Origin of the sequence: Acinetobacter sp. YH12076, assembly GCF_013419525.1 — a bacterium.
Classification (GTDB): Bacteria; Pseudomonadota; Gammaproteobacteria; order Pseudomonadales; family Moraxellaceae; genus Acinetobacter; species Acinetobacter amyesii.
In genome coordinates this window covers 173081-191615 of sequence record NZ_VOZY01000002.1, presented here as the reverse complement: position 1 = coordinate 191615, position 18535 = coordinate 173081, and the positions used below count along the sequence as shown (strand labels likewise).

The window sequence follows — 18535 nt, the reverse complement described above, 5'->3', positions numbered from 1 at the left end:
ACACATGTGGGCTTTTTTTGTACTTTACCTTTATAATCAACGCGCTTTTTATGTTCAGGATCAAATCCTGTACTTTTTCACATTTTTATGTCGTTTTTAGCTCAATTTTTTTGCGGCTAAAAATGAATGATAACTATACTTTTTACGATAATTTAAGATCATTTAATATGAATAATTCACCCAATATAAACTCTGGTTGGAACCGTGACGGTCGTTTTAATCGCATGTCTTTTATCGGTTGGAATGTCTTCTATGGCCTCATGCTGAGCATATTGATGCTACTGATCGTCAGCATGATGCCCAATACCCTCAATGCCCTAATAGCTCATGCTGAAAATCCAATGACGCAAGTGATTGGATTGATCCTAAATATTTTAATGCTGATCCCTTTGATGATTTTTTCAGTGCGTCGTTTGCATGACTTTAATCTCTCAGGCTGGTTTGCACTCTTAGAGTTGATTCCGTTGCTCAATATCGTCATGTGCATTGCGCTGATACTCATCCCGGGGTCTGCAAATGCCAATCAATATGGCGAGCCACGTACATCCAAAACATGGGAAGTGGTCCTCGCCTTTCTCTTTATCGGTTTATTCTTACTGATCTTGGTAAATGTATTATTTACTGCGCGTTTTCTATTTTAAGTCGTCACTGACTTTAAGCCTATTGGTCACTGTCATAGCAACGCGGTATGACAGGCAGGTGAGTCAATGGCTCATGCTCAACGCCACTTCTCGGTATTTGCATTTCCCTACTAAACGCTCTAGGCTGCAACAACAAGCCTTTGAATTGAATCACAATGACTGATGCTCTACTGACACCTATTTTGCCAACAAAAGAACAGATTAAAGATTTTCCATTGTTCCAAAATTTAGTGCCAGAGCAGATCCATGTCATTCACAATGCCGAACAATGCCAACACTGGTCCGATGAATTACAGACAACTGCCTTATTCGGTTTCGACTCTGAATCTAAGCCGACTTTTCGTAAAGGTGAGGTCTCTACCGGCCCACATTTAATCCAACTCGCGACGGCGCAACAGGCATGGTTGTTTCAAATGAACGAATGCACTTGGGATTTTTTAAGACCAATCTTGAGTAATCGTGATCAAATTAAAGTGGGTTTTGGCTTAAAAAATGATGCGCATTTATTTCGTAAAAAAGGCATCGAACTGAATAGTGTATTGGAACTCTCCAAGTGCTTTGCTTCTTTTGGCTTAAGCCAACCTTTAGGTTTAAAAAATGCCATGGCACTGCTTTTTCGTGTGAATTTTCCAAAATCTAAATCGGTCAGCACCTCGAATTGGGCCAAAAAGCGCTTAAGTCCGGAGCAAATTCGTTATGCCGCTGCCGATGCCTATGCCCCTGTTTTGGTCTTTGAAGAATTATTACAACGTGGCTTATTACCCAAAACCATTCCCAATACTTCTCTCAAACTAAGAATTCGTCCGCACATGAATTTATAAATCCTTAATTATTTTAATGATTTAATTTATATTCAGCGATGTAACCGCTCTGTAACTGGATATTGCCCCAATCTATGGCATGACCAAGTGCAAAGATCGGCTGAAGAGTGTCAATGAATTTGCAGTTTATTTGCACTAGAGATTTAAACAGTACCTTATTGCCTTAAAAATAGTCACAACACAGTCTAAAAACAATAAAATCGCACCTTTTAAGTACATTTATATCTTTGATTTAACTCATTTTAATTACATTAATATACAATTATATTTTTATTCAGCTAAGGTTTTGATCTCTCTGGGTTTTCTAGCAGAATTACATGATTTATCTCATTCTTTCTATACTTTCATAATTTGTTTTCATCAATCTCCTTTTGCTAAAACAAGTCTGCCAAATACATAACACATCATAATTTAAAAGCTTGGAGAACCTGACATGTTGAACTTATTTACAGGAAAAATCAGCGGTGTACTCAGCCTGACTTTACAAGGGATCAGTAAAGCGGTTGGACTGGTTTTAAATACTGTTTTGGATACAGTAGACAGCGTATTAGAGACCGTAAGTAGCTTAACAGCGCCCTTAACGGATGCACTGACTGAGCTTCCGCTCATTGGTGGGACCATCGAAAAAGTACTCGCGGTTGAAAATCAGTTGGTCGGCACCTTAGGTGATGGCTTACATGCGGTAGCCGATCAACTAGCGACAGGTGATCTTCTCGGCGGTGTACAAACCGCTCTCAATGGCGTAACTGGTGTGGTCGGCCAAACCGTGACGGAAGTTGCAGGTTTGGTTGATCATCTCAGTGGCGTGGCTGCACCAATCACAGATGTACTTTCTGACCTGCCATTGCTGGGCGGTCTATTGGATGCAGTAGGCGAAACTACGGGGAATTTAACAGGCTTGTTGGCTGAAACGGGCGACTATGTAGCCAGTATTGATCCTAGCGAATTATTAACATCCGTCCTGAATGATCCTTTAGCAAGTATGGGTAGTGTCGTGCAAGATGTTTCAGGCACTTTAGATGCCTTACTGGATGACATTGTACCGATTACATCGATTGCCACTGAACTCCCTGTGGTCGGTGATCTCGTTCAAGTGGTCGGTGAAAGTACTACAGCCCTCAATCAAGGCTTATACGATGTCGGTAGCTTACTTCAATCCGTAAACAGCGATTTATTACAAACAACCGCTTATGTTTAATGACTAAAAACGCTAATACACAGCGCATTTTTATAGACCAACAATAAAATCCAATCCTTTATTTGCACTAGCCTGACCTATGTCAGGCTTTTTTAATTCATCAATTCTGATATTAGCATTTAGTGAATAGCCGTTTATTTGATAAGATTAGGTACAAATTCATTCTTAATTTGATTGAGCAAGGAGCGAAAGCATGCTGATCATCCCTGCAATTGACCTGAAAGATGGCAAATGTGTCCGTTTAAAACAAGGTCGTATGGAAGACGATACCGTATTTTCTGACGATCCAGTGGCAACTGCACAGCATTGGGTAAATGAAGGCGCGCGTCGCTTACATTTGGTAGATTTAAACGGTGCTTTCGCTGGTACACCGATTCATAAGCCTGTGGTTGAAGCGATTGCTAAAGCACAGCCTGAATTACCAATTCAAATTGGTGGTGGTATCCGCTCTCTTGAAACCATTGAACACTACCTTGATGCAGGCGTCTCGTTTGTCATCATTGGTACAAAAGCGGTAAAAGAGCCTGAATTTGTTGAAGAAGCGTGCAAAAAATTTGCAGGCCATATCATTGTCGGTATAGATGCCATGAACGGCATGGTAGCAACGGATGGTTGGGCAAATGTCACTGATGTGAAAGCTACTGATTTGGCAAAACGCTTTGCAGATGCCGGCGTATCGAGCATCGTCTACACCGACATCGCACGTGATGGCATGATGCAAGGTGTGAACGTTGAACAAACCGTAAACCTTGCAACATATTCAGGCTTACCTGTTATTGCATCGGGTGGCGTGACTAACCTTGACGACGTACGTAACTTAAAAGGCCAACCGGGCATTTTAGGTGCGATTACCGGTCGTGCAATTTATGAAGGCACATTGAACCTTCGTGAAGCTCAATTACTGCTTGATCAACAAAGCTTGTAATTTACCCGAGCAGAAAAGAGGTCTTCGGGCCTCTTTTTTTATTTCTCCACTTTGAACATTCAAATACACATGCCAACCGTCCAATCTGCTTGGAAAGCCAAGTTTCCGCAGCTCGCACTCATCCTGATTACCATGATTTGGGGCGCCAGTTTTATCACCGTGCAATACGGTTTAAATTTTAGCAGTCCCGTGCTGTTTGTCGGTCTGCGTTTTGCCGCAGCTACACTGGCTGTGAGTCTGTTATCGCTCAAATATCTTAGACATTTTTCTGAACATGATGTCATTGCGGGCGCAAGTATTGGCGCGGTGATTGCGATCGGCTATGCGACGCAAACGGTCGGCTTGCAAAGTATCAGCAGCAGCGAATCGGCTTTTTTAACTGCGCTGTATGTGCCGCTGGTGCCGATTTTTATGTGGCTGTGTTTTCGGCATAAACCACATCTGATGACATGGCTAGGTGTAAGTTTGGCTTTTGTCGGTTTGGTCTTTTTAACTGGTAATGGTTTTGGGGCTATTCAGCTCAATTTTGGACAAATCATTACGTTGCTCGGGTCAATTACCATTGCCTTTGAAATTATCTTGATCAGTTATTTTGCACCCCGCGTCAATCTACGCAGAGTGACGGTTCTACAATTGGCATTTGCTTCACTGTTCTGTTTTTGCTTTGCTCCACTGGTAGGTGAAACCACATTGCCCAAATTTGAATGGCCATTAATCGCTGTACTGTGCGGATTGGGGCTGGCTAGCGCCGTGATTCAACTGGTGATGAACTGGGCGCAGCGTATGGTTGATCCTGCACAGGCGGCAATCATCTATGCAGGTGAACCGGTTTGGGCCGCAATCATTGGGCGGCTTGCGGGTGAACGCTTAACACCGCTCGCTCTCATTGGCGGACTGTGTGTAGTGCTTGGTGTGATTGTGAGTGAATGGCGGCCGAAATGGTTAAAGAAACGCTAATTTCTGCATCCTCTATTAGATCAAAAAAGCGACTCATACGGTCGCTTTTTTGATGCCAAGATTTTTATGCCAAAAAGTTCTGAACTCGCATTACTCATACATCGGTCGGTTGTCATTGACACGAATTAAACCTTTAATCGCGCGGTACACAATCCATAACCAAGACAGTCCGATCACCGTGACGCAGAAGGTACTTGCTCCCAGTGCCACCCCCGCAAAGGCATTGGCATTATTGCCAGTAAAGAACAGAAAAATAAACGGCACGAAAGCAATGATGTTCCAAATGAGATACCACCAAAACGTACGAATCTGCCAAGTAAAATGGCTTTCAAAAATCGTACCGCGGACGTCACTGCGTTTGACGTAATTGATAATCAACGCGAGGACCGCAAGCAAGCCGGCAGAAAAAATCGCCACAATATAAAGAATATACAAAATAATCGTGAGCAGGCGGTTTGGATCTTTATCAATGGAATAATTCATTTCGCTCTCCGTCATGATGATTTTGCGGATCATTCCACCCTAAATATGTAGGATATTAAATGGTGAAATTAGCCATAAAATCAGTAATATGTTAAAGGCTATAGTACAGAAATATATTTTTCGAAATGGTTGTTTTTGTGTTTTATGCCGCAAACGTTGCTGCGCCAGCCATGCCGCCGGCCACCCACCTAAAAAAGACAAAAGATGCAGTGTATTTTCTGGCACGCGTCGGTTCCCCATTTGCGCAGCTTCTTTATCTTGAGCGTAGAACCAATAGGTCAGGACATTGATAATACTCACAAAAAGCAGCACCATGCCACTGAGTAAACCCGCCACAGACAAACCCGCCAAGGCTAGGATATACACAATGCACAAGATTTGCATCGGCTGTGCCTGACGCGGCATCTGCACCACATTTTTTTTATTGGGGCGTTGTGTAGCTTTGGTTTGTGAGGCTTTTAAATAATGCACTTGCTGCGCACGAAAGCGTCCGCGTTCGTCTAAGATCACAGCATAATCCAACGCGCAGCCCACGATTGGTCGTGGGCCGGGACGGGAAAAATCTTTAATGTGCAAAAATACGCGATCTTTGGTGCTATCGTTCGGTTGAATGAAGCCGTAGCCTTTGTCATCAAACCATTCTACTAAGCGTCCTTGATCACGCATGCTTTTACCTCTCGTTGTTTTTAATATTTATGCTGTGACGAATTTTAATCGTTCAATCAGCATATTACGCATTTCAGCAGGGTTTTTCTGCAAAATATCATCCCCTGTACGGCCTTCTGCAGCATTTTTCTGTGCTACCTGTAAACGCATCATCCAGAAGCGACCCGCCGCCATCGCCAAATATAACTCTAGGCATGATTTTTCATCTGCGGTTAATGGACGCACGCTTTCATAGGCATTTAAAAAGGCAATGGCTTTGTCTTCATTCAAATGTACATCCGGATATTCAGTACAGAAGTCATTTAAAGTAATAGCAATATCAAACAAGAGTTCGTCTTTATTTAACTCATAAAAGTCTAAAATGCCGTTGAGTTGATCGCCTTCAAATAGAGTATTGTCACGGAACAGATCAGAATGAATAAAACCGGTAGGACGGTCTGGATACATCGCCGTTAAGATGTCATATAAGCCCAACAGATTGTTAAGTAACGTGGTATCTGCTTCATTTAATGTTGGACGAATATCACGTGAAACTTGTAACCAATAAGCATGATCACGATATTCTGCACGTTCCAAAGGGAAATCTTGTAAAGCCACATGCATTTTCGCTTGGGCTACAGCAATCGCTTCTGCTTGCACTAAGCTCGCAGGCATGGGATGTTGACCTTGCATGCGTGGCGCAATCTGTGCAGGTTTATCCTTTAAGCTATGAATCGCTTTACCCGAATGATTCAGCGGTACAGGCACAGCTAGACCAGCCTGCCCCAAATGTTCGAGTACAGGCACCAGCTCCCCTGCACCTTGCTCATCCATCTCTTCAAAAACAGTTAATACATACTGCGTGCCATTTTCGCAAACAATAAAATAGTTGGTATTTTGAATACCGCCTTGAATCGGAATCAGGTCAATCACCTCCAGTCCATAAGGTGCTGCAAAATCCTGAACTTCCTTTAAAGTCAAAGTGGTATAAACCGACATAGAAAACCTGCGAAAAAACTTACATATTTTTGATAGAATAACCGCTCCGACTACTAAGGTGTAGCATCTAAGTCGCGAAGTTTCATAATCGGCTGTTATTTTTGGAAAAAATTATGCTTGCTAAACGTATTATTCCTTGCCTCGACGTGGACAACGGTCGTGTAGTGAAAGGTGTTCAATTTCTTGATATTCGTGATGCAGGCGATCCAGTTGAAGTTGCACGCCGTTATAACGAACAAGGTGCGGACGAAATTACCTTCTTAGACATTACCGCAACCTCAAATGGTCGTGATACCACTTACCGTACGGTAGAGCGTATGGCTGAGTCTGTATTTGTGCCATTAACAGTCGGTGGTGGCGTGCGTAAAGTAGAAGATATCCGCCTGTTATTAAATGCTGGTGCGGACAAAGTTTCGATTAACTCTGCAGCTATTTATAATCCTGAATTTGTACAAGAAGCCTCTCAGCGTTTTGGAGCACAGTGTATTGTGGTTGCTATTGATGCGAAAAAAACCGGAGATAATAAATGGGAAATTTTCACCCACGGTGGTCGTAAAGAAACCGGTATCGATGCCATCGAATGGGCAGTAAAAATGGCGGACTTCGGTGCAGGTGAATTACTCATCACATCGATGGATGCTGATGGAACCAAAGCCGGTTATGACATTGAACTGATGCGTAACATCAATGACCGTGTGACCATTCCAACCATTGCTTCTGGTGGTGTCGGTAATCTCCAACATTTGGCCGATGGCATTTTAAAAGGCGGTGCAGATGCTGTGCTTGCAGCATCTATTTTCCACTTTGGTCAACACACCATTCCTGAAGCGAAAAAATATCTAGCAGAACAAGGTATTGAAATGCGTCTTTAATTGATTCATTTTCAATGAAGATTGAAGAAGAGCGATGATTCGCTCTTTTTTTTGCTTTGTTGCTTTGATGCCACGTCATTGACGTTTTAGCAGAGCATCGTCCATACAATTCATTTACTATAGACATAAAAAAAGGAGCCTTGTCGGCTCCTATAAACCAAGAAAAACTACAGCACTTGGTCTGATACTTAAAACAAATGAAAAAATATACATAGCAACTTCATCAATCAACTCGTCGTGTACAAGCCTTTTGATGATTTAAATATAGGGCATTTACACTGTATTTGATTGACAGTAGATTCATAATTTATTGACAAATTGCGACAGCCCAATTGGATAGCAACGCTCGTTGTCAAAACGCACAGTGCATCCATATTAGACCGTTTCAAGAAGTGCAGCTGGCTTTTCACGCTCAGCCACCCACTTTGCAGGAAATACCCGATTCACCCAGTGTGACAATGGTTTCGCAATCGCTGTCGGCAGTAGCACACCCAATGGGTTCTGTTCCTGTAATTTCGCCGAGGAGATCACTCGAGTCCCTAAAATATAGTCAAACCACGGCTTAGTCACACACCAATTGGCATCCTGATTTGAGTTCATATGGTGGTCATAGTGCCATGGAATCTTTTTCATCGCCCACTCTGGCTCAAGATGTGCGCGACGATGGATATAATAATAATTCCCTGCGCAATACAGCACAGACAAACTCATTCCTTTGGAAATGGGATAAAATAGCGGGACAAATACCGCTGAAACTGCCACCAGTGACAATATTTCATTTTTCGTGCGCCAGTTCTGTACACCTTCAACATAGCCATGATCATGAAAATCTGTTTTTCGAACTTCACGATGATGTTCCCAATGTGATTTCATGCTTTTCGGTACTGGACTAAAACGTGGCTTGCCTGACCGATGTGTCCCATGCAAAACATATTTATGCGCGAACCATTCAAAGGCATTGGCGACGACCAACCCTGCAATAAAACCTTTTAACATGACCAATATCTCCTTTTCTTAGCTCCACTATAGGTAATGAAAAGGGCTAGATATTGACCGTTTTTTTTAATATTATTGACAAAACACGACAAAATTTAGAATTAAAAAAATATGCAACAACTCAAGGACTATACAGGATCGGTCTATGGAGGACTGGGCCATTTGCTCTATGCTTATCACCAAGCTCAAGGCATTGCTATTCCTGAAAAATTGAATAAAGTTAAAAACTTAGAGCGTTTTGATTATGCCATTTGGCGTGATTTATTGATGGATTTAGATCAAAAGATCCAAAAGCCGGCGCTGGGTTTAGAAATTGCTGAACATGTGCAACCCAAACATATTGGCATTATTGCGTATATTGCCCTGTCCTGTGAAAACTTGGGCGAAGCGCTGCTCCGCTACCATGATTTTCATCGCTTAATCTTCGATGGCAGTCCATTGCTGATTGATATTCAAAATGATTTTTTCTCTATCGGTTGGAATGATTTACCCATGAATATGGCCAATCAATTGACCGATGAAATTGCGATTGCGTTAATGCTGCAGTTTCTAAAATTATTTATGCGTTTTGAAGATATCAATTTACACGAAGTGCATTTTCATAATCCTGCACCGAAAAATGTCGCTCAGTATGAACAATATTTTCGCTGCAAAGTTCGTTTTTCCCAAGAAAAGTCGAAGGTTATCGTTCCCATTCAAGAACTGTCTCGCCCTTTTTCCCAAGGCGATCAGACCTTACAAAAACTGTTGATGCAACAGGCACAGTCTTTATTAGAAAAACTGCCGAATACCACGCAAATCGACCAACGCTTACAGCAAGCCATCTTAATGGGTTTGCAAAAAAATCAGTTCCAAATTGAACATGTCGCTACGCAACTGAATCTGTCCGTCCGACAATTACAACGCCATTTACAACAACAAGGCAGCACCTATCAGCAACGTATGCAGGAAGTCCGCTGCATGATGGCAGAAGAATTTTTAAGAGACCCGCATTTAAGTTTGCAAGAAATTGCGTTACTGCTGGGTTATTCAGAACAGAGTGCGTTTCAACGTGCATTTAAACAATGGCGAAACTTAACCCCACAGCAATGGCGCTTATCGCAAATTGAAGCAGCAAGTTAAAAATGTGACACAGTTATCATTTTAAATGTTGTGATTTTCAGCAAAATCCATTAAATCTATGCATATTCAATAAATGAATAAAACAACACTTCACAACTAGATTGCACTCATGCTGAGTGAAAGATTGAAAATCTATTCCAAATGACAAAAACAAATGGAGTTTTAAATGAATAAATATTTAGCAGAACTGATTGGTACGTTTTGGCTGGTCTTTGGTGGTTGTGGTAGTGCGGTCTTGGCTGCAGCCTTTCCTGAACTTGGCATTGGCTTCGCTGGCGTGGCACTGGCCTTCGGTCTAACCGTATTAACGGCTGCTTATGCGCTGGGTCATATCTCAGGGGGACATTTTAACCCTGCCGTGAGTATTGGCTTGTGGGCAGGCGGTCGTTTTGAAGCCAAAGAACTAGCACCCTATATTATTTCTCAATTGCTGGGTGCAACCCTCGCCGCATTTATTCTATTCATCATTGTGCAAGGTCAGGCTGGATTTACAGGCGTCGGCGGTTTTGCCACCAATGGCTATGGTGAATTATCTCCGGGCAAATACTCTATGCTCTCAGCGTTAGTTATTGAAATTGTGCTGACGGCTGGCTTCCTGATTGTGATCATGGGAGCAACAGATAAACGCGCCCCTGCTGGCTTTGCCCCAATTGCGATCGGTCTTGCGCTCACATTGATCCATCTCATCAGCATTCCCGTCACCAATACTTCAGTCAACCCAGCGCGTAGTATGGGTGTCGCATTCTTTGCTGAAACTGCTGCGCTGTCGCAAGTTTGGCTGTTTTGGGTAGCCCCAATCATTGGCGCAGTGATTGGTGCGGTCATTTATAAACTGATGGCAAAAGACGCATAAATAGAAAAATACGCAACAAAAAAAAGCTCACAGGTTGTGAGCTTTTTTTCATTCATCCCGAATTGAGCATTGCGTCCTTCGACAGCCGATGACACAGCATTAAAGAAATGGATTTTCCACTTCGTTGTCTTCACCGCCCTGCGCTATTTTTTCAGCTAAGTTGGTTTCTGCCTCAAGCGTGGTCACCACATCATTGAAAAATGCCTGTAAAGCTTTCGCTGCAGCTAAACCAGCTTGGTCTTTCGTCACCTGTAAGTTGCCATAAATATTAATTCGATCTTGGCCATTTTCTAGTGTTAAGTCATGAATTGCATGCGACGCTGTGTCATTTTCAAATGCTTTAAACATGTTGGATATCCTTCTTTTTTGTTGTATTGATGCTGCAATAGAAATACGTGAAAAAGATTTCAACTGCAAGCAATGCTCCTCTTCATCGCTCGCAGTTCAACGCTATTATCTGCTCGATTATTTCAAAATTTGTAGCAGATATTGCAAAATTTCTTCAATCAATTGTTTGACCAAGGCATCTTGATTGTTGTCATTTTCACTGCTTGCCATGGATGTCTCTCCCACAGAACCACCACTCGATTTAAACTCTTTTTGCAAACTTAAAATCTTGTCTTCTGCGACATCTGCAGCACACTGGCTTTCAGCATCCCAATGCAAATAAGCGATATCTTGATTTGCTTTTACTTGGGTGGCTTTGAGTGGCAAACGGTAGGTATTACGCTTTTGGTCTTCAGTTAATTCTGGAAAGAAATTAATTCCAGTCAGTTCTTCTAGCGCACAAATACTCATGACTTTGACTGTCGGTGCCGTATCTCGCAAGGTATTGTCTGCATAGTACACGCCTGCAACACCTTTTTTCGGCAAATAGATCGCCTTATAAGTGGCGGTCGGCACGATGACCCCTTGCCCGATGGTTTTTAATTTTTTCGCACTATATACCGGCCCCGTTACCACATAGACATCTTGCTTTTGTTTGGTCACTATCGCCCGTGTGGCTTCTTCTAACTCACGCCACACTTGCTGATTATTTTTTGGAGCTTGCGGCACCATATTGGCCAAAGAAAAACTGTCTAACTGCGCAGCTTTATTGGGCATATCGGCATTTGGCGCCATGTGTCCACGGTCATAGCCTGAAGATTTATAGTCTGAAAGCAAAGCCCGATATTCAGACGGCACGCGAGTCTCTTCATGAAAGTTATCTTCACGCGGAATTTTTTGACTCAGGCGTGCGGGGGTTAATGCTTCTGCAACCCAAAGCGGTGTCTTGGATATCCCTGAATACATGACATTAAAGCCATTAAAACACAGTGGAAAACTGTTTTTATGTAGGCTTTCACGGACCAAATAAGGTGGCACTTCACGATAAAATTGGTCCAAACAGGCGCTATTTGAAGTGCTGCTCATAGAAACAAGTTGTTGAATTTTTTCTTGCCCGAAAGCAATAGCAAAGCTTCCTGTTGCCACCAGACCCAACAGCACTTTTATGCCATTTTGCCCAAATAACTGTGAAAGTGGATTTGCTGAATTGCGTTTCTTTTTGACCATGACTTACAACAATGACTTCTAAAAGGACTATTTTTCCGCAGCTTAGCAAGGGTGCATATTTTAGTACACTTTTCTTTTTTAATTTGCTTAACAATCACACAAATATTGTTTAACAAAGCAGCAGTTGATGTAACTTTATGTCGCAGTTGTGCAGTTCTTTATAGGAGGTCATGAAGCAGTTGCGTATGTTTCATTGAATTCGCCTCAAGAATTATGACAAGGTAAAAATACGAAAAATTGCGATAAAAATATACGGAGTGATTATGCATTCTAAAATTTTAGGTTTAGGTTTAATTTCAGGTTTAATGAGCGCAGCAGCATTTGCAGAGCCGCCGATTCAACCCGGTGACACTTTAGAAAGCTTGTCTAAAGTCAAAATTGTGACCACTGTGAATGGTCAACCCGGTTCTATTCAGGACTTGGTATCAAGTGGTCAAGTTCAATTGCTTGAAGTACCTGCCGGACAAGTCAATGCCGCTGCAACAGAACAGCCCTTAAACCCTGAACAGGCTCAGGCAAACCAAATCGATCCGAATGCACCTGCAGTCCCTGCAAATGCTGAACAAGCCGTGACTGAAGCGGAAAATGCACTCGCAAATGAACAACAAAGTGTAGCTGCTGCACCTACAGAGCAGTCCGTTCCAACTGAACAAACAGCAGTGGCCAATACACCTGAAGCCGCGGTAACTGAAGCACCTGTGGAAACAGCACAGCAAGCACCTGAAGCCGTATCAGCGGATAACAACGCTGCACCCGTCATTGCCTCTTCTGCAGAAGCGCCAGTGAATACCGATAGCACATCGGCTGCATTGCCTGAAGCTCCTCAAGCACAACAAGATGCTTTTATGGCAGCACCTGAGACTCAAAGTGTAAATCCTGCAGATGCATCAATTCAAGCCAACCCAGAAGCACCTGTTGCTGACGAAGCCATCCAAGCTGCGCCTGAAGCCTCTGCAGATGTAGACGCGACAATCAACTAATCAGCGTATTTTCAAGGATGAAATAACGCAACATCTTCATTCTGTTGTTTTGCTCGCATACTCCTCCCAGGAAAAAGTAACAGAATGATCTCTATGTCTTTGGACTAAAAAAGTTTAATTATTACAGATAAAAAAAAGCCAGAATTGATCTGGCTTTTTCGTGTCTAACTTTTAAATCTATGCCTAAAAGTTCAATCTAGGTCTTAAATTTCAATCTGACTGCCCAACTCAACCACACGGTTGGTTGGAATTTGATAAAAATCGCTGACTGGACTGGTATTTCGCTGCATAGAGATAAACAGCTTTTCTCGCCAAGGTGCCATGCCTTCACCCAAGGTATGAATAATGCGGTCTCGGGAAATAAAGAAACTGATTTGCATTAAATCAAATTCAAAGCCCAATTCACGATACGCATGCTCCAAAGCCGCAGGAATATTCGGCTGGTCTTTAAACCCATAAAACATCGTGATTCGATAGAATCGATCATCTAGTTGTTCCGTGATCACCCGCTCATTTTCGGGTACAAATGGCACATCTCGGGTGTTGACCGTAACCATAATATTGCGTTCATGCAGAACTTTGTTGTGCTTAATATTATGCAACATGGCATGAGGCACGATCTCAGGCGTTCCGGTTAAGAATACGGCATCACCTGGAACAAACTTGGTTTCACTACCCATGCTGACACTGCGAATAAACAGGTCAATAGGCAAAGCATCTTTACCGAGCCGATTGAGCACCAATGCCCGTCCATCTTTCCACGTCATTAAAATCGTAAACAATACCGCACCAATCAGGATTGGAACCCAACCGCCCGCTGCGATTTTTAATGATGTCGATGCAACAAAGATCAAATCAATCAATAAAAATGGCACTGCAAAAATCGCCACTTTCCAAACCGGCCAACGCCATAAACCATAAGCTAAAACTGAGATCAAAATCGTACCGCAGAGCATGGTCATGGTCACAGCTACGCCATAGGCACTGGCCAAATTCGCACTGTTTTCAAACAGCAAGATCAAGATCAGCACCGAGATAAACAATGCCCAGTTAATAAATGGCAAATAAATCTGACCACGTTCAACTTCAGAGGTATGTTTCACTGTCAAACGCGGCAAATAACGCAATTGAATCGCCTGATTGACCATAGAGAATACCCCTGTGATCACCGCTTGAGAGGCAATCACCGCGGCCGCTGTCGCCAAAGCAATCATTGGATACAATGCCCATTCAGGGATCAGCATATAAAATGGATTGGCTAAAGCTTCAGGATTACGCAGTAGCAAGGCACCTTGGCCTGCATAGTTCAACAGCAAGCACGGCATGACCACAATAAACCATGCCAAGCGGATTGGGAGTCGGCCAAAATGCCCCATATCGGCATAGATTGCCTCACCACCTGTCATCGTCAAGATGACCGCACCCATGGTCAAGAATGCAACATAGGGCTGCTGTACCACAAAATTGAAAGCCCAATGCGGACTGATCATGGTCAACACAAATGGTGTTTGCGAAATACTCCATAGTCCAAAACCACCAATGGATAAAAACCACATAAGCGTCAAGGGACCAAAGAATTTACCCATCGTGCCTGTGCCATGGCGTTGCACTAAAAATAGCCCCGCCAAAATACCGATCGATAAGGGTTGCAGCCATTGGTTAAACATCGGCGTCGCAATACTTAAGCCTTCAATCGCAGATAACACAGAGATTGCGGGGGTAATGATCCCATCACCAAAGAACAAAGATGCCCCAATAAAACCAAGAGCGATCAGGTAGATTTTTTTGTTTTCGGCAATTCGTGTGGTTCGTAGATTCAAGGCCAACAGCGACATAATACCGCCCTCGCCATTGTTATCTGCGCGCATAATGATGCTGACGTATTTAAAACTAATCGTCAGCATGATGCACCAGAAAATCAGGGACAGAATACCCAGCACAGACGCTTCGCTAATCGCCAAGTGTGCTGTGAGGAAACATTGGCGCAGCGCATATAACGGGCTCGTCCCAATGTCTCCGAATACTACGCCCAAAGCTGCCAAGGTGATGGCAGGCAATGCGGCTTTTTGTGCAGTACTTTGCATATAATTGTCTTCAATTTAGACAGGATTTTTGCGAATCATAGCACCGCTCAAGATGTTTTTGTCTAATTCAATTGTTTCTCTTGGCAGAATATATTTTTTTCGCTATTATCCACCGCGCAAAAGGTGAAGTGTCCGAGTGGCTGAAGGAGCACGCCTGGAAAGTGTGTAAACGTTTATAGCGTTTCGAGGGTTCGAATCCCTCTTTCACCGCCAGAATAAACTGCTATACCAAGCAGAATGAAGGTCTAAATTGATAAAATTTAGGCCTTTTTTAATTTTATTGTTCTCAATATTAAATATTTCTCCCTAATTGATCTTTAAACTTTTTGGCTCAATGACTTCACAGTATTTGAGTCCTGATTGATGGATTTAATTCACACGTTTCTTTCCTAATGCACGACTTATGGATTTTTTATTGACAGTAATAAGGACACGTTTATTTACAAATACAAATTTTATATTCTAAAGACAATTACTTAAGCCTATGCTAAAAATAAATCATCCTCTCAATATAGGTGCTATTCAAAAAATTATTCATTAATTTAAACATCATAGAACTGAAACGCGATTGCGGTACTTTTAACTTGATCAACGAAAAACTTAAAAAACACCTTTCATATATCACTGCTATTCCGGAGAGAACATGAATAACAGCCAGAACTATGTTAAGCAGATCAAGAACGCCAAACGTGGTGGCTATACCCCAACCCTTGCCAAAGACATTAATAAACATAAAATTCAAAAAGCACAGCGTCTGATTGACGAATGGCGAAAGCTCGCCAATGAACTCCGCCCCCAAATGCAACTGGAGATGGCATATACACTTGAAGAATGCGCACAGGATCTAGACCAAATTTTAAGAATGAAATAGCACTCAACGCTCACCCATCCTATTTTTTCGCCCACATCTTGTGGGCGAAACATTACCTATTTTTATTTCTCTGGTTTTTAGAGCCAAACATCGGTCGAATGCTGAATAAATCAAACGTATAAATTACATTCGATTTGCTGTTTTTTTAACTTGCACCACTTCAAAAAATCTGTAGAATGCATTCCACAACGCCGGCATAGCTCAGTTGGTAGAGCAACTGACTTGTAATCAGTAGGTCCACAGTTCGAATCCGTGTGCCGGCACCATTTCTTAGCCTCGCTTTTTAGTGAGGCTTTGATGTTTTTAAAGCCTCTTTTTTATGGCTTCCTCGCGCTAATCTGCACATAACGAATCAGCCCGTCTCGATACAACTTCTCACACAATTTTGCCGTCATCTTGATTTTGAATTGATCCACATGACTCAGGCTCATCTGACTTTTTTGTTCTTGAATATAATCGGCAAAACCCTGAAATACGAATTCGCTGATATCTTCAATCTGGATATTTTCGAAACCTGCCTGTTGCACTTGGTGTTGTAAATTTTGCTTTGAATTTAAATTTTTCAAATTCACATCTGCTGCTTTCAACAGACTTTGATATTTCAATCGTTGCACTGAATTTAAATTCAAAAACGCATCGGACAACATCAAATAGTGAAAAGCAAAGCGTCCCTTTGAATTCAAAACATTAACAACTGATAAAAGCAATAAATTCAAATCACTATGATACGCAGCATCAATACACAGTACGGCATCCATACAGTTTTGTGGATAAATATTTTTTAAATTCAAAAATGAATCTTGTTGTATTTTGATTTTTGAATTTAAATTTTTTTGGATTTTTTCCACACATTCGGTTTGCAATTCGACTGCGGATAAGTTTTGAATTTGAAAATGTTCCATCCAAAAAACCAAGCTCGCGCCCTGCCCACAACCAAGGTCTAAAACACGATCTGTAGATTTTAATTGAATGGATTCGGCAAGATGGAAAGCGAGTTTTTGACAGGCTGCAGGATAGGATGATTTTGCATCATTCCAATAGCCCAAATTGCTCCAAGCAAGCTCCGCATCATCTCCGAGTAGTCGACTGTTAATCGCATATTTATGGCTAGGGACGTACTGACGAATTGCTTGAAGCCATTTCATGTTAGTAACCGAGTTGAGGGGCAACCTCCACTTTAGGTTTTAAACCCACAAACGGCAATGGCGCACCAAAAATTTCTGCAATATGCATAGCAGACGTTACCGCAGACTCTAAAATCGGCAGACCATCGCAAGACCATGAGCCACAAAAGAAGACTTTACGCTCAGGGGATAAATGTCGTTGCTGTAACTCTTTATTCAGCGCCACCGTATGTGAATCCACCACTGCGCGTGTCAAACTGACCGAAGAGATCACTTTTTTAGGATCAATCGGTGTCACTGGCTGCCAAGTTTGGAACACTGGAGTTTTACCCACCAAGCTCGGCTCGATTGAGTTAAGCCACACGGTAAATTGCTGACGAGTAAATTTACGATCCATCATATAACTTAGTACAGACCAATCTTTGCGCTTCGGCGGCATCACCGTTTGATCAGTGTGGATCACCAACTGACCTTGCTCAAATTTAAATTTCTTTAAGAGCTCAATATCGTCAGCAAACTGAGTAGAATCTAAAAATTCTTCCGTTTTGGTGGTTGGTGTCGCAACAACCACGCGATCGAATAGATGATGTGCACCGGCCTCAGTTTCCACCAAGACTTTATCGTCTTGCTCGAGCACTTTGGTAATTGCCGTACCACTTTGAATATTTAAACCTTCAATCAGTTTATCAACCAACGCAGGTGTACCACCTTGGATACGCAACAAGGCATCACCATTGGTCAATTGACGCAAGAAAATCAACAGCGGTTTCGCAGGCCATTCGCCAATCGTTTTCGGGTTACAAGTGCAAATGGTATACAACACAGGCATGACTGCACCATGCCAAAATACTTCTTCAATTTCATTTTTATTAATGAATTCAGCAAGCGTAATATCCTGATTTTTTGATTTAAAAAATCGAGTGATCGCGGCTTTGAGTTGCAACATTCCTTTGACTAAACGCCAGCCATATTGTTGTAAGCCTTTACGATTATTAATAATTGGGAAATTACCAATACGGCTACGACTGGTGGTCAACCACGTTTCTGTACGATCTTCAAATAGCCAACTGCATGCCATATAGGTACGGACTGGGAAGGTTTTAATCCCTAAATGGGTCGCCAAACTTAAGGTATTTTTCCAGAGGTGTGGATTCATCACACGCAAAGGGGCATCGATCAAGCCGCCTTCAAACTCAGTGCTGTGGCTATCCATACCACGACCCGGCAGAGCTTCGAAAATTGTAATGTTATGCCCTGCGTCTTTAAGAATTCTTGCGGTAGCCAGCCCAGCCATGCCACTACCGATGACTGCAATTTCCAATTTTCTTTTCCATCTATAAAACACAGTTTAAAAGTATGACTGATCAGAAGTTAAAAATAGCTATTAAAAAATACCAGATTCGCACTTTT

The 18535-nt window shown here is 42.3% G+C and carries 19 protein-coding genes and 2 tRNA genes; 12 read left to right on the top strand and 9 right to left on the bottom strand.

Going from position 1 to position 18535, the window contains the following annotated elements:
* Positions 1 to 167: 167 nt before the first annotated feature.
* The 5 genes from FTU22_RS02415 to FTU22_RS02395 all read left to right on the top strand — a co-directional run bounded on the left by FTU22_RS02415 (position 168) and on the right by FTU22_RS02395 (position 4542).
* Complete coding sequence (locus FTU22_RS02415) at positions 168 to 641, top strand: DUF805 domain-containing protein (RefSeq protein ID WP_180092803.1); 474 nt, start codon at positions 168 to 170, stop codon at positions 639 to 641.
* Between the two features lie 155 nt (positions 642 to 796).
* A complete protein-coding gene (locus tag FTU22_RS02410; RefSeq protein WP_180092800.1) occupies positions 797 to 1462 on the top strand; it encodes a 3'-5' exonuclease in 666 nt (221 codons plus the stop codon).
* Positions 1463 to 1895: 433 nt separating this feature from the next.
* The gene (locus tag FTU22_RS02405; RefSeq protein ID WP_180092797.1) at positions 1896 to 2660 is read left to right on the top strand and encodes a hypothetical protein; all 765 of its coding nucleotides are present in this window, start codon (positions 1896 to 1898) and stop codon (positions 2658 to 2660) included.
* Between the two features lie 193 nt (positions 2661 to 2853).
* The gene (hisA, locus tag FTU22_RS02400; protein WP_078190493.1) at positions 2854 to 3585 is read left to right on the top strand and encodes a 1-(5-phosphoribosyl)-5-[(5-phosphoribosylamino)methylideneamino]imidazole-4-carboxamide isomerase; all 732 of its coding nucleotides are present in this window, start codon (positions 2854 to 2856) and stop codon (positions 3583 to 3585) included.
* A gap of 69 nt (positions 3586 to 3654) precedes the next feature.
* Positions 3655 to 4542 (top strand): DMT family transporter, encoded by an 888-nt coding sequence (locus FTU22_RS02395; RefSeq protein ID WP_180092794.1) that lies wholly within the window; start codon positions 3655 to 3657, stop codon positions 4540 to 4542.
* 90 nt (positions 4543 to 4632) lie between these two features.
* Here the strand turns inward: FTU22_RS02395 and FTU22_RS02390 are convergent, their stop codons facing one another.
* Genes FTU22_RS02390 through FTU22_RS02380 form a run of 3 tightly spaced genes read right to left on the bottom strand, consistent with a single transcriptional unit; the run spans position 4633 to position 6669 of the window.
* Positions 4633 to 5025 carry a hypothetical protein gene (locus FTU22_RS02390; RefSeq protein ID WP_168378990.1) on the bottom strand — a complete coding sequence of 131 codons (393 nt, stop codon included), beginning with the start codon at positions 5023 to 5025 and terminating at the stop codon, positions 4633 to 4635.
* A gap of 39 nt (positions 5026 to 5064) precedes the next feature.
* A complete protein-coding gene (locus FTU22_RS02385; protein WP_180010574.1) occupies positions 5065 to 5691 on the bottom strand; it encodes a DUF1294 domain-containing protein in 627 nt (208 codons plus the stop codon).
* A gap of 27 nt (positions 5692 to 5718) precedes the next feature.
* Positions 5719 to 6669, bottom strand: coding sequence for a homoserine kinase (locus tag FTU22_RS02380; protein ID WP_180092791.1), 951 nt, complete (start codon positions 6667 to 6669; stop codon positions 5719 to 5721).
* A 110-nt stretch (positions 6670 to 6779) separates the two neighbouring features.
* On the opposite strand from FTU22_RS02380, the gene hisF reads away from it, so the two are divergent.
* Positions 6780 to 7541 carry an imidazole glycerol phosphate synthase subunit HisF gene (gene hisF / locus FTU22_RS02375; RefSeq protein WP_320109244.1) on the top strand — a complete coding sequence of 254 codons (762 nt, stop codon included), beginning with the start codon at positions 6780 to 6782 and terminating at the stop codon, positions 7539 to 7541.
* A 375-nt stretch (positions 7542 to 7916) separates the two neighbouring features.
* Here the strand turns inward: hisF and FTU22_RS02370 are convergent, their stop codons facing one another.
* Entirely contained in the window at positions 7917 to 8537 is a 621-nt protein-coding gene (locus FTU22_RS02370) for a hypothetical protein (RefSeq protein ID WP_111884519.1), read from the bottom strand.
* Positions 8538 to 8648: 111 nt separating this feature from the next.
* On the opposite strand from FTU22_RS02370, the gene FTU22_RS02365 reads away from it, so the two are divergent.
* Entirely contained in the window at positions 8649 to 9659 is a 1011-nt protein-coding gene (locus FTU22_RS02365) for an AraC family transcriptional regulator (protein ID WP_111884518.1), read from the top strand.
* 166 nt (positions 9660 to 9825) lie between these two features.
* A complete protein-coding gene (gene aqpZ / locus FTU22_RS02360; RefSeq protein WP_180063003.1) occupies positions 9826 to 10512 on the top strand; it encodes an aquaporin Z in 687 nt (228 codons plus the stop codon).
* A gap of 99 nt (positions 10513 to 10611) precedes the next feature.
* Here the strand turns inward: aqpZ and FTU22_RS02355 are convergent, their stop codons facing one another.
* Entirely contained in the window at positions 10612 to 10860 is a 249-nt protein-coding gene (locus FTU22_RS02355) for a hypothetical protein (protein ID WP_078193158.1), read from the bottom strand.
* 117 nt (positions 10861 to 10977) lie between these two features.
* The gene (locus FTU22_RS02350) at positions 10978 to 12066 is read right to left on the bottom strand and encodes a DNA/RNA non-specific endonuclease (RefSeq protein ID WP_078193159.1); all 1089 of its coding nucleotides are present in this window, start codon (positions 12064 to 12066) and stop codon (positions 10978 to 10980) included.
* Between the two features lie 263 nt (positions 12067 to 12329).
* Between FTU22_RS02350 and FTU22_RS16455 the strand changes: the two genes are divergently transcribed.
* Positions 12330 to 13046: a hypothetical protein gene (locus FTU22_RS16455; protein ID WP_180092788.1), complete on the top strand. Its 717-nt coding sequence runs from the start codon at positions 12330 to 12332 to the stop codon at positions 13044 to 13046.
* A 203-nt stretch (positions 13047 to 13249) separates the two neighbouring features.
* Here FTU22_RS16455 and FTU22_RS02340 read toward each other — a convergent pair whose 3' ends face one another.
* Positions 13250 to 15130: a potassium transporter Kup gene (locus tag FTU22_RS02340; protein ID WP_180009243.1), complete on the bottom strand. Its 1881-nt coding sequence runs from the start codon at positions 15128 to 15130 to the stop codon at positions 13250 to 13252.
* Between the two features lie 122 nt (positions 15131 to 15252).
* Here FTU22_RS02340 and FTU22_RS02335 point away from each other — a divergent pair.
* The 3 genes from FTU22_RS02335 to FTU22_RS02325 all read left to right on the top strand — a co-directional run bounded on the left by FTU22_RS02335 (position 15253) and on the right by FTU22_RS02325 (position 16267).
* Positions 15253 to 15343, top strand: a tRNA-Ser gene (locus FTU22_RS02335).
* 430 nt (positions 15344 to 15773) lie between these two features.
* The gene (locus FTU22_RS02330; RefSeq protein WP_078190515.1) at positions 15774 to 16001 is read left to right on the top strand and encodes a hypothetical protein; all 228 of its coding nucleotides are present in this window, start codon (positions 15774 to 15776) and stop codon (positions 15999 to 16001) included.
* 190 nt (positions 16002 to 16191) lie between these two features.
* Positions 16192 to 16267: transfer RNA gene (locus FTU22_RS02325), tRNA-Thr, on the top strand.
* A 51-nt stretch (positions 16268 to 16318) separates the two neighbouring features.
* Here the strand turns inward: FTU22_RS02325 and FTU22_RS02320 are convergent.
* Positions 16319 to 17146, bottom strand: coding sequence for a cyclopropane-fatty-acyl-phospholipid synthase family protein (locus tag FTU22_RS02320; protein ID WP_180002761.1), 828 nt, complete (start codon positions 17144 to 17146; stop codon positions 16319 to 16321).
* Between the two features lies 1 nt (position 17147).
* Positions 17148 to 18446 carry an FAD-dependent oxidoreductase gene (locus tag FTU22_RS02315; protein ID WP_180002759.1) on the bottom strand — a complete coding sequence of 433 codons (1299 nt, stop codon included), beginning with the start codon at positions 18444 to 18446 and terminating at the stop codon, positions 17148 to 17150.
* Positions 18447 to 18535: the final 89 nt, after the last annotated feature.

What these genes read in the sequence shown, in the direction of transcription:
- FTU22_RS02380 (WP_180092791.1), bottom strand. Translation starts at nt 6,669, where the DNA reads ATGTCGGTTTATACCACTTTGACTTTAAAGGAAGTTCAGGATTTTGCA.
- FTU22_RS02405 (WP_180092797.1), top strand. Translation starts at nt 1,896, where the DNA reads ATGTTGAACTTATTTACAGGAAAAATCAGCGGTGTACTCAGCCTGACT.
- FTU22_RS02350 (WP_078193159.1), bottom strand. Translation starts at nt 12,066, where the DNA reads ATGGTCAAAAAGAAACGCAATTCAGCAAATCCACTTTCACAGTTATTT.
- FTU22_RS02415 (WP_180092803.1), top strand. Translation starts at nt 168, where the DNA reads ATGAATAATTCACCCAATATAAACTCTGGTTGGAACCGTGACGGTCGT.
- FTU22_RS02340 (WP_180009243.1), bottom strand. Translation starts at nt 15,130, where the DNA reads ATGCAAAGTACTGCACAAAAAGCCGCATTGCCTGCCATCACCTTGGCA.
- FTU22_RS02410 (WP_180092800.1), top strand. Translation starts at nt 797, where the DNA reads ATGACTGATGCTCTACTGACACCTATTTTGCCAACAAAAGAACAGATT.
- FTU22_RS02395 (WP_180092794.1), top strand. Translation starts at nt 3,655, where the DNA reads ATGCCAACCGTCCAATCTGCTTGGAAAGCCAAGTTTCCGCAGCTCGCA.
- FTU22_RS02355 (WP_078193158.1), bottom strand. Translation starts at nt 10,860, where the DNA reads ATGTTTAAAGCATTTGAAAATGACACAGCGTCGCATGCAATTCATGAC.
- FTU22_RS02385 (WP_180010574.1), bottom strand. Translation starts at nt 5,691, where the DNA reads ATGCGTGATCAAGGACGCTTAGTAGAATGGTTTGATGACAAAGGCTAC.
- FTU22_RS02330 (WP_078190515.1), top strand. Translation starts at nt 15,774, where the DNA reads ATGAATAACAGCCAGAACTATGTTAAGCAGATCAAGAACGCCAAACGT.
- hisA (WP_078190493.1), top strand. Translation starts at nt 2,854, where the DNA reads ATGCTGATCATCCCTGCAATTGACCTGAAAGATGGCAAATGTGTCCGT.
- FTU22_RS02370 (WP_111884519.1), bottom strand. Translation starts at nt 8,537, where the DNA reads ATGTTAAAAGGTTTTATTGCAGGGTTGGTCGTCGCCAATGCCTTTGAA.
- FTU22_RS02320 (WP_180002761.1), bottom strand. Translation starts at nt 17,146, where the DNA reads ATGAAATGGCTTCAAGCAATTCGTCAGTACGTCCCTAGCCATAAATAT.
- FTU22_RS16455 (WP_180092788.1), top strand. Translation starts at nt 12,330, where the DNA reads ATGCATTCTAAAATTTTAGGTTTAGGTTTAATTTCAGGTTTAATGAGC.
- aqpZ (WP_180063003.1), top strand. Translation starts at nt 9,826, where the DNA reads ATGAATAAATATTTAGCAGAACTGATTGGTACGTTTTGGCTGGTCTTT.
- FTU22_RS02390 (WP_168378990.1), bottom strand. Translation starts at nt 5,025, where the DNA reads ATGAATTATTCCATTGATAAAGATCCAAACCGCCTGCTCACGATTATT.
- FTU22_RS02365 (WP_111884518.1), top strand. Translation starts at nt 8,649, where the DNA reads ATGCAACAACTCAAGGACTATACAGGATCGGTCTATGGAGGACTGGGC.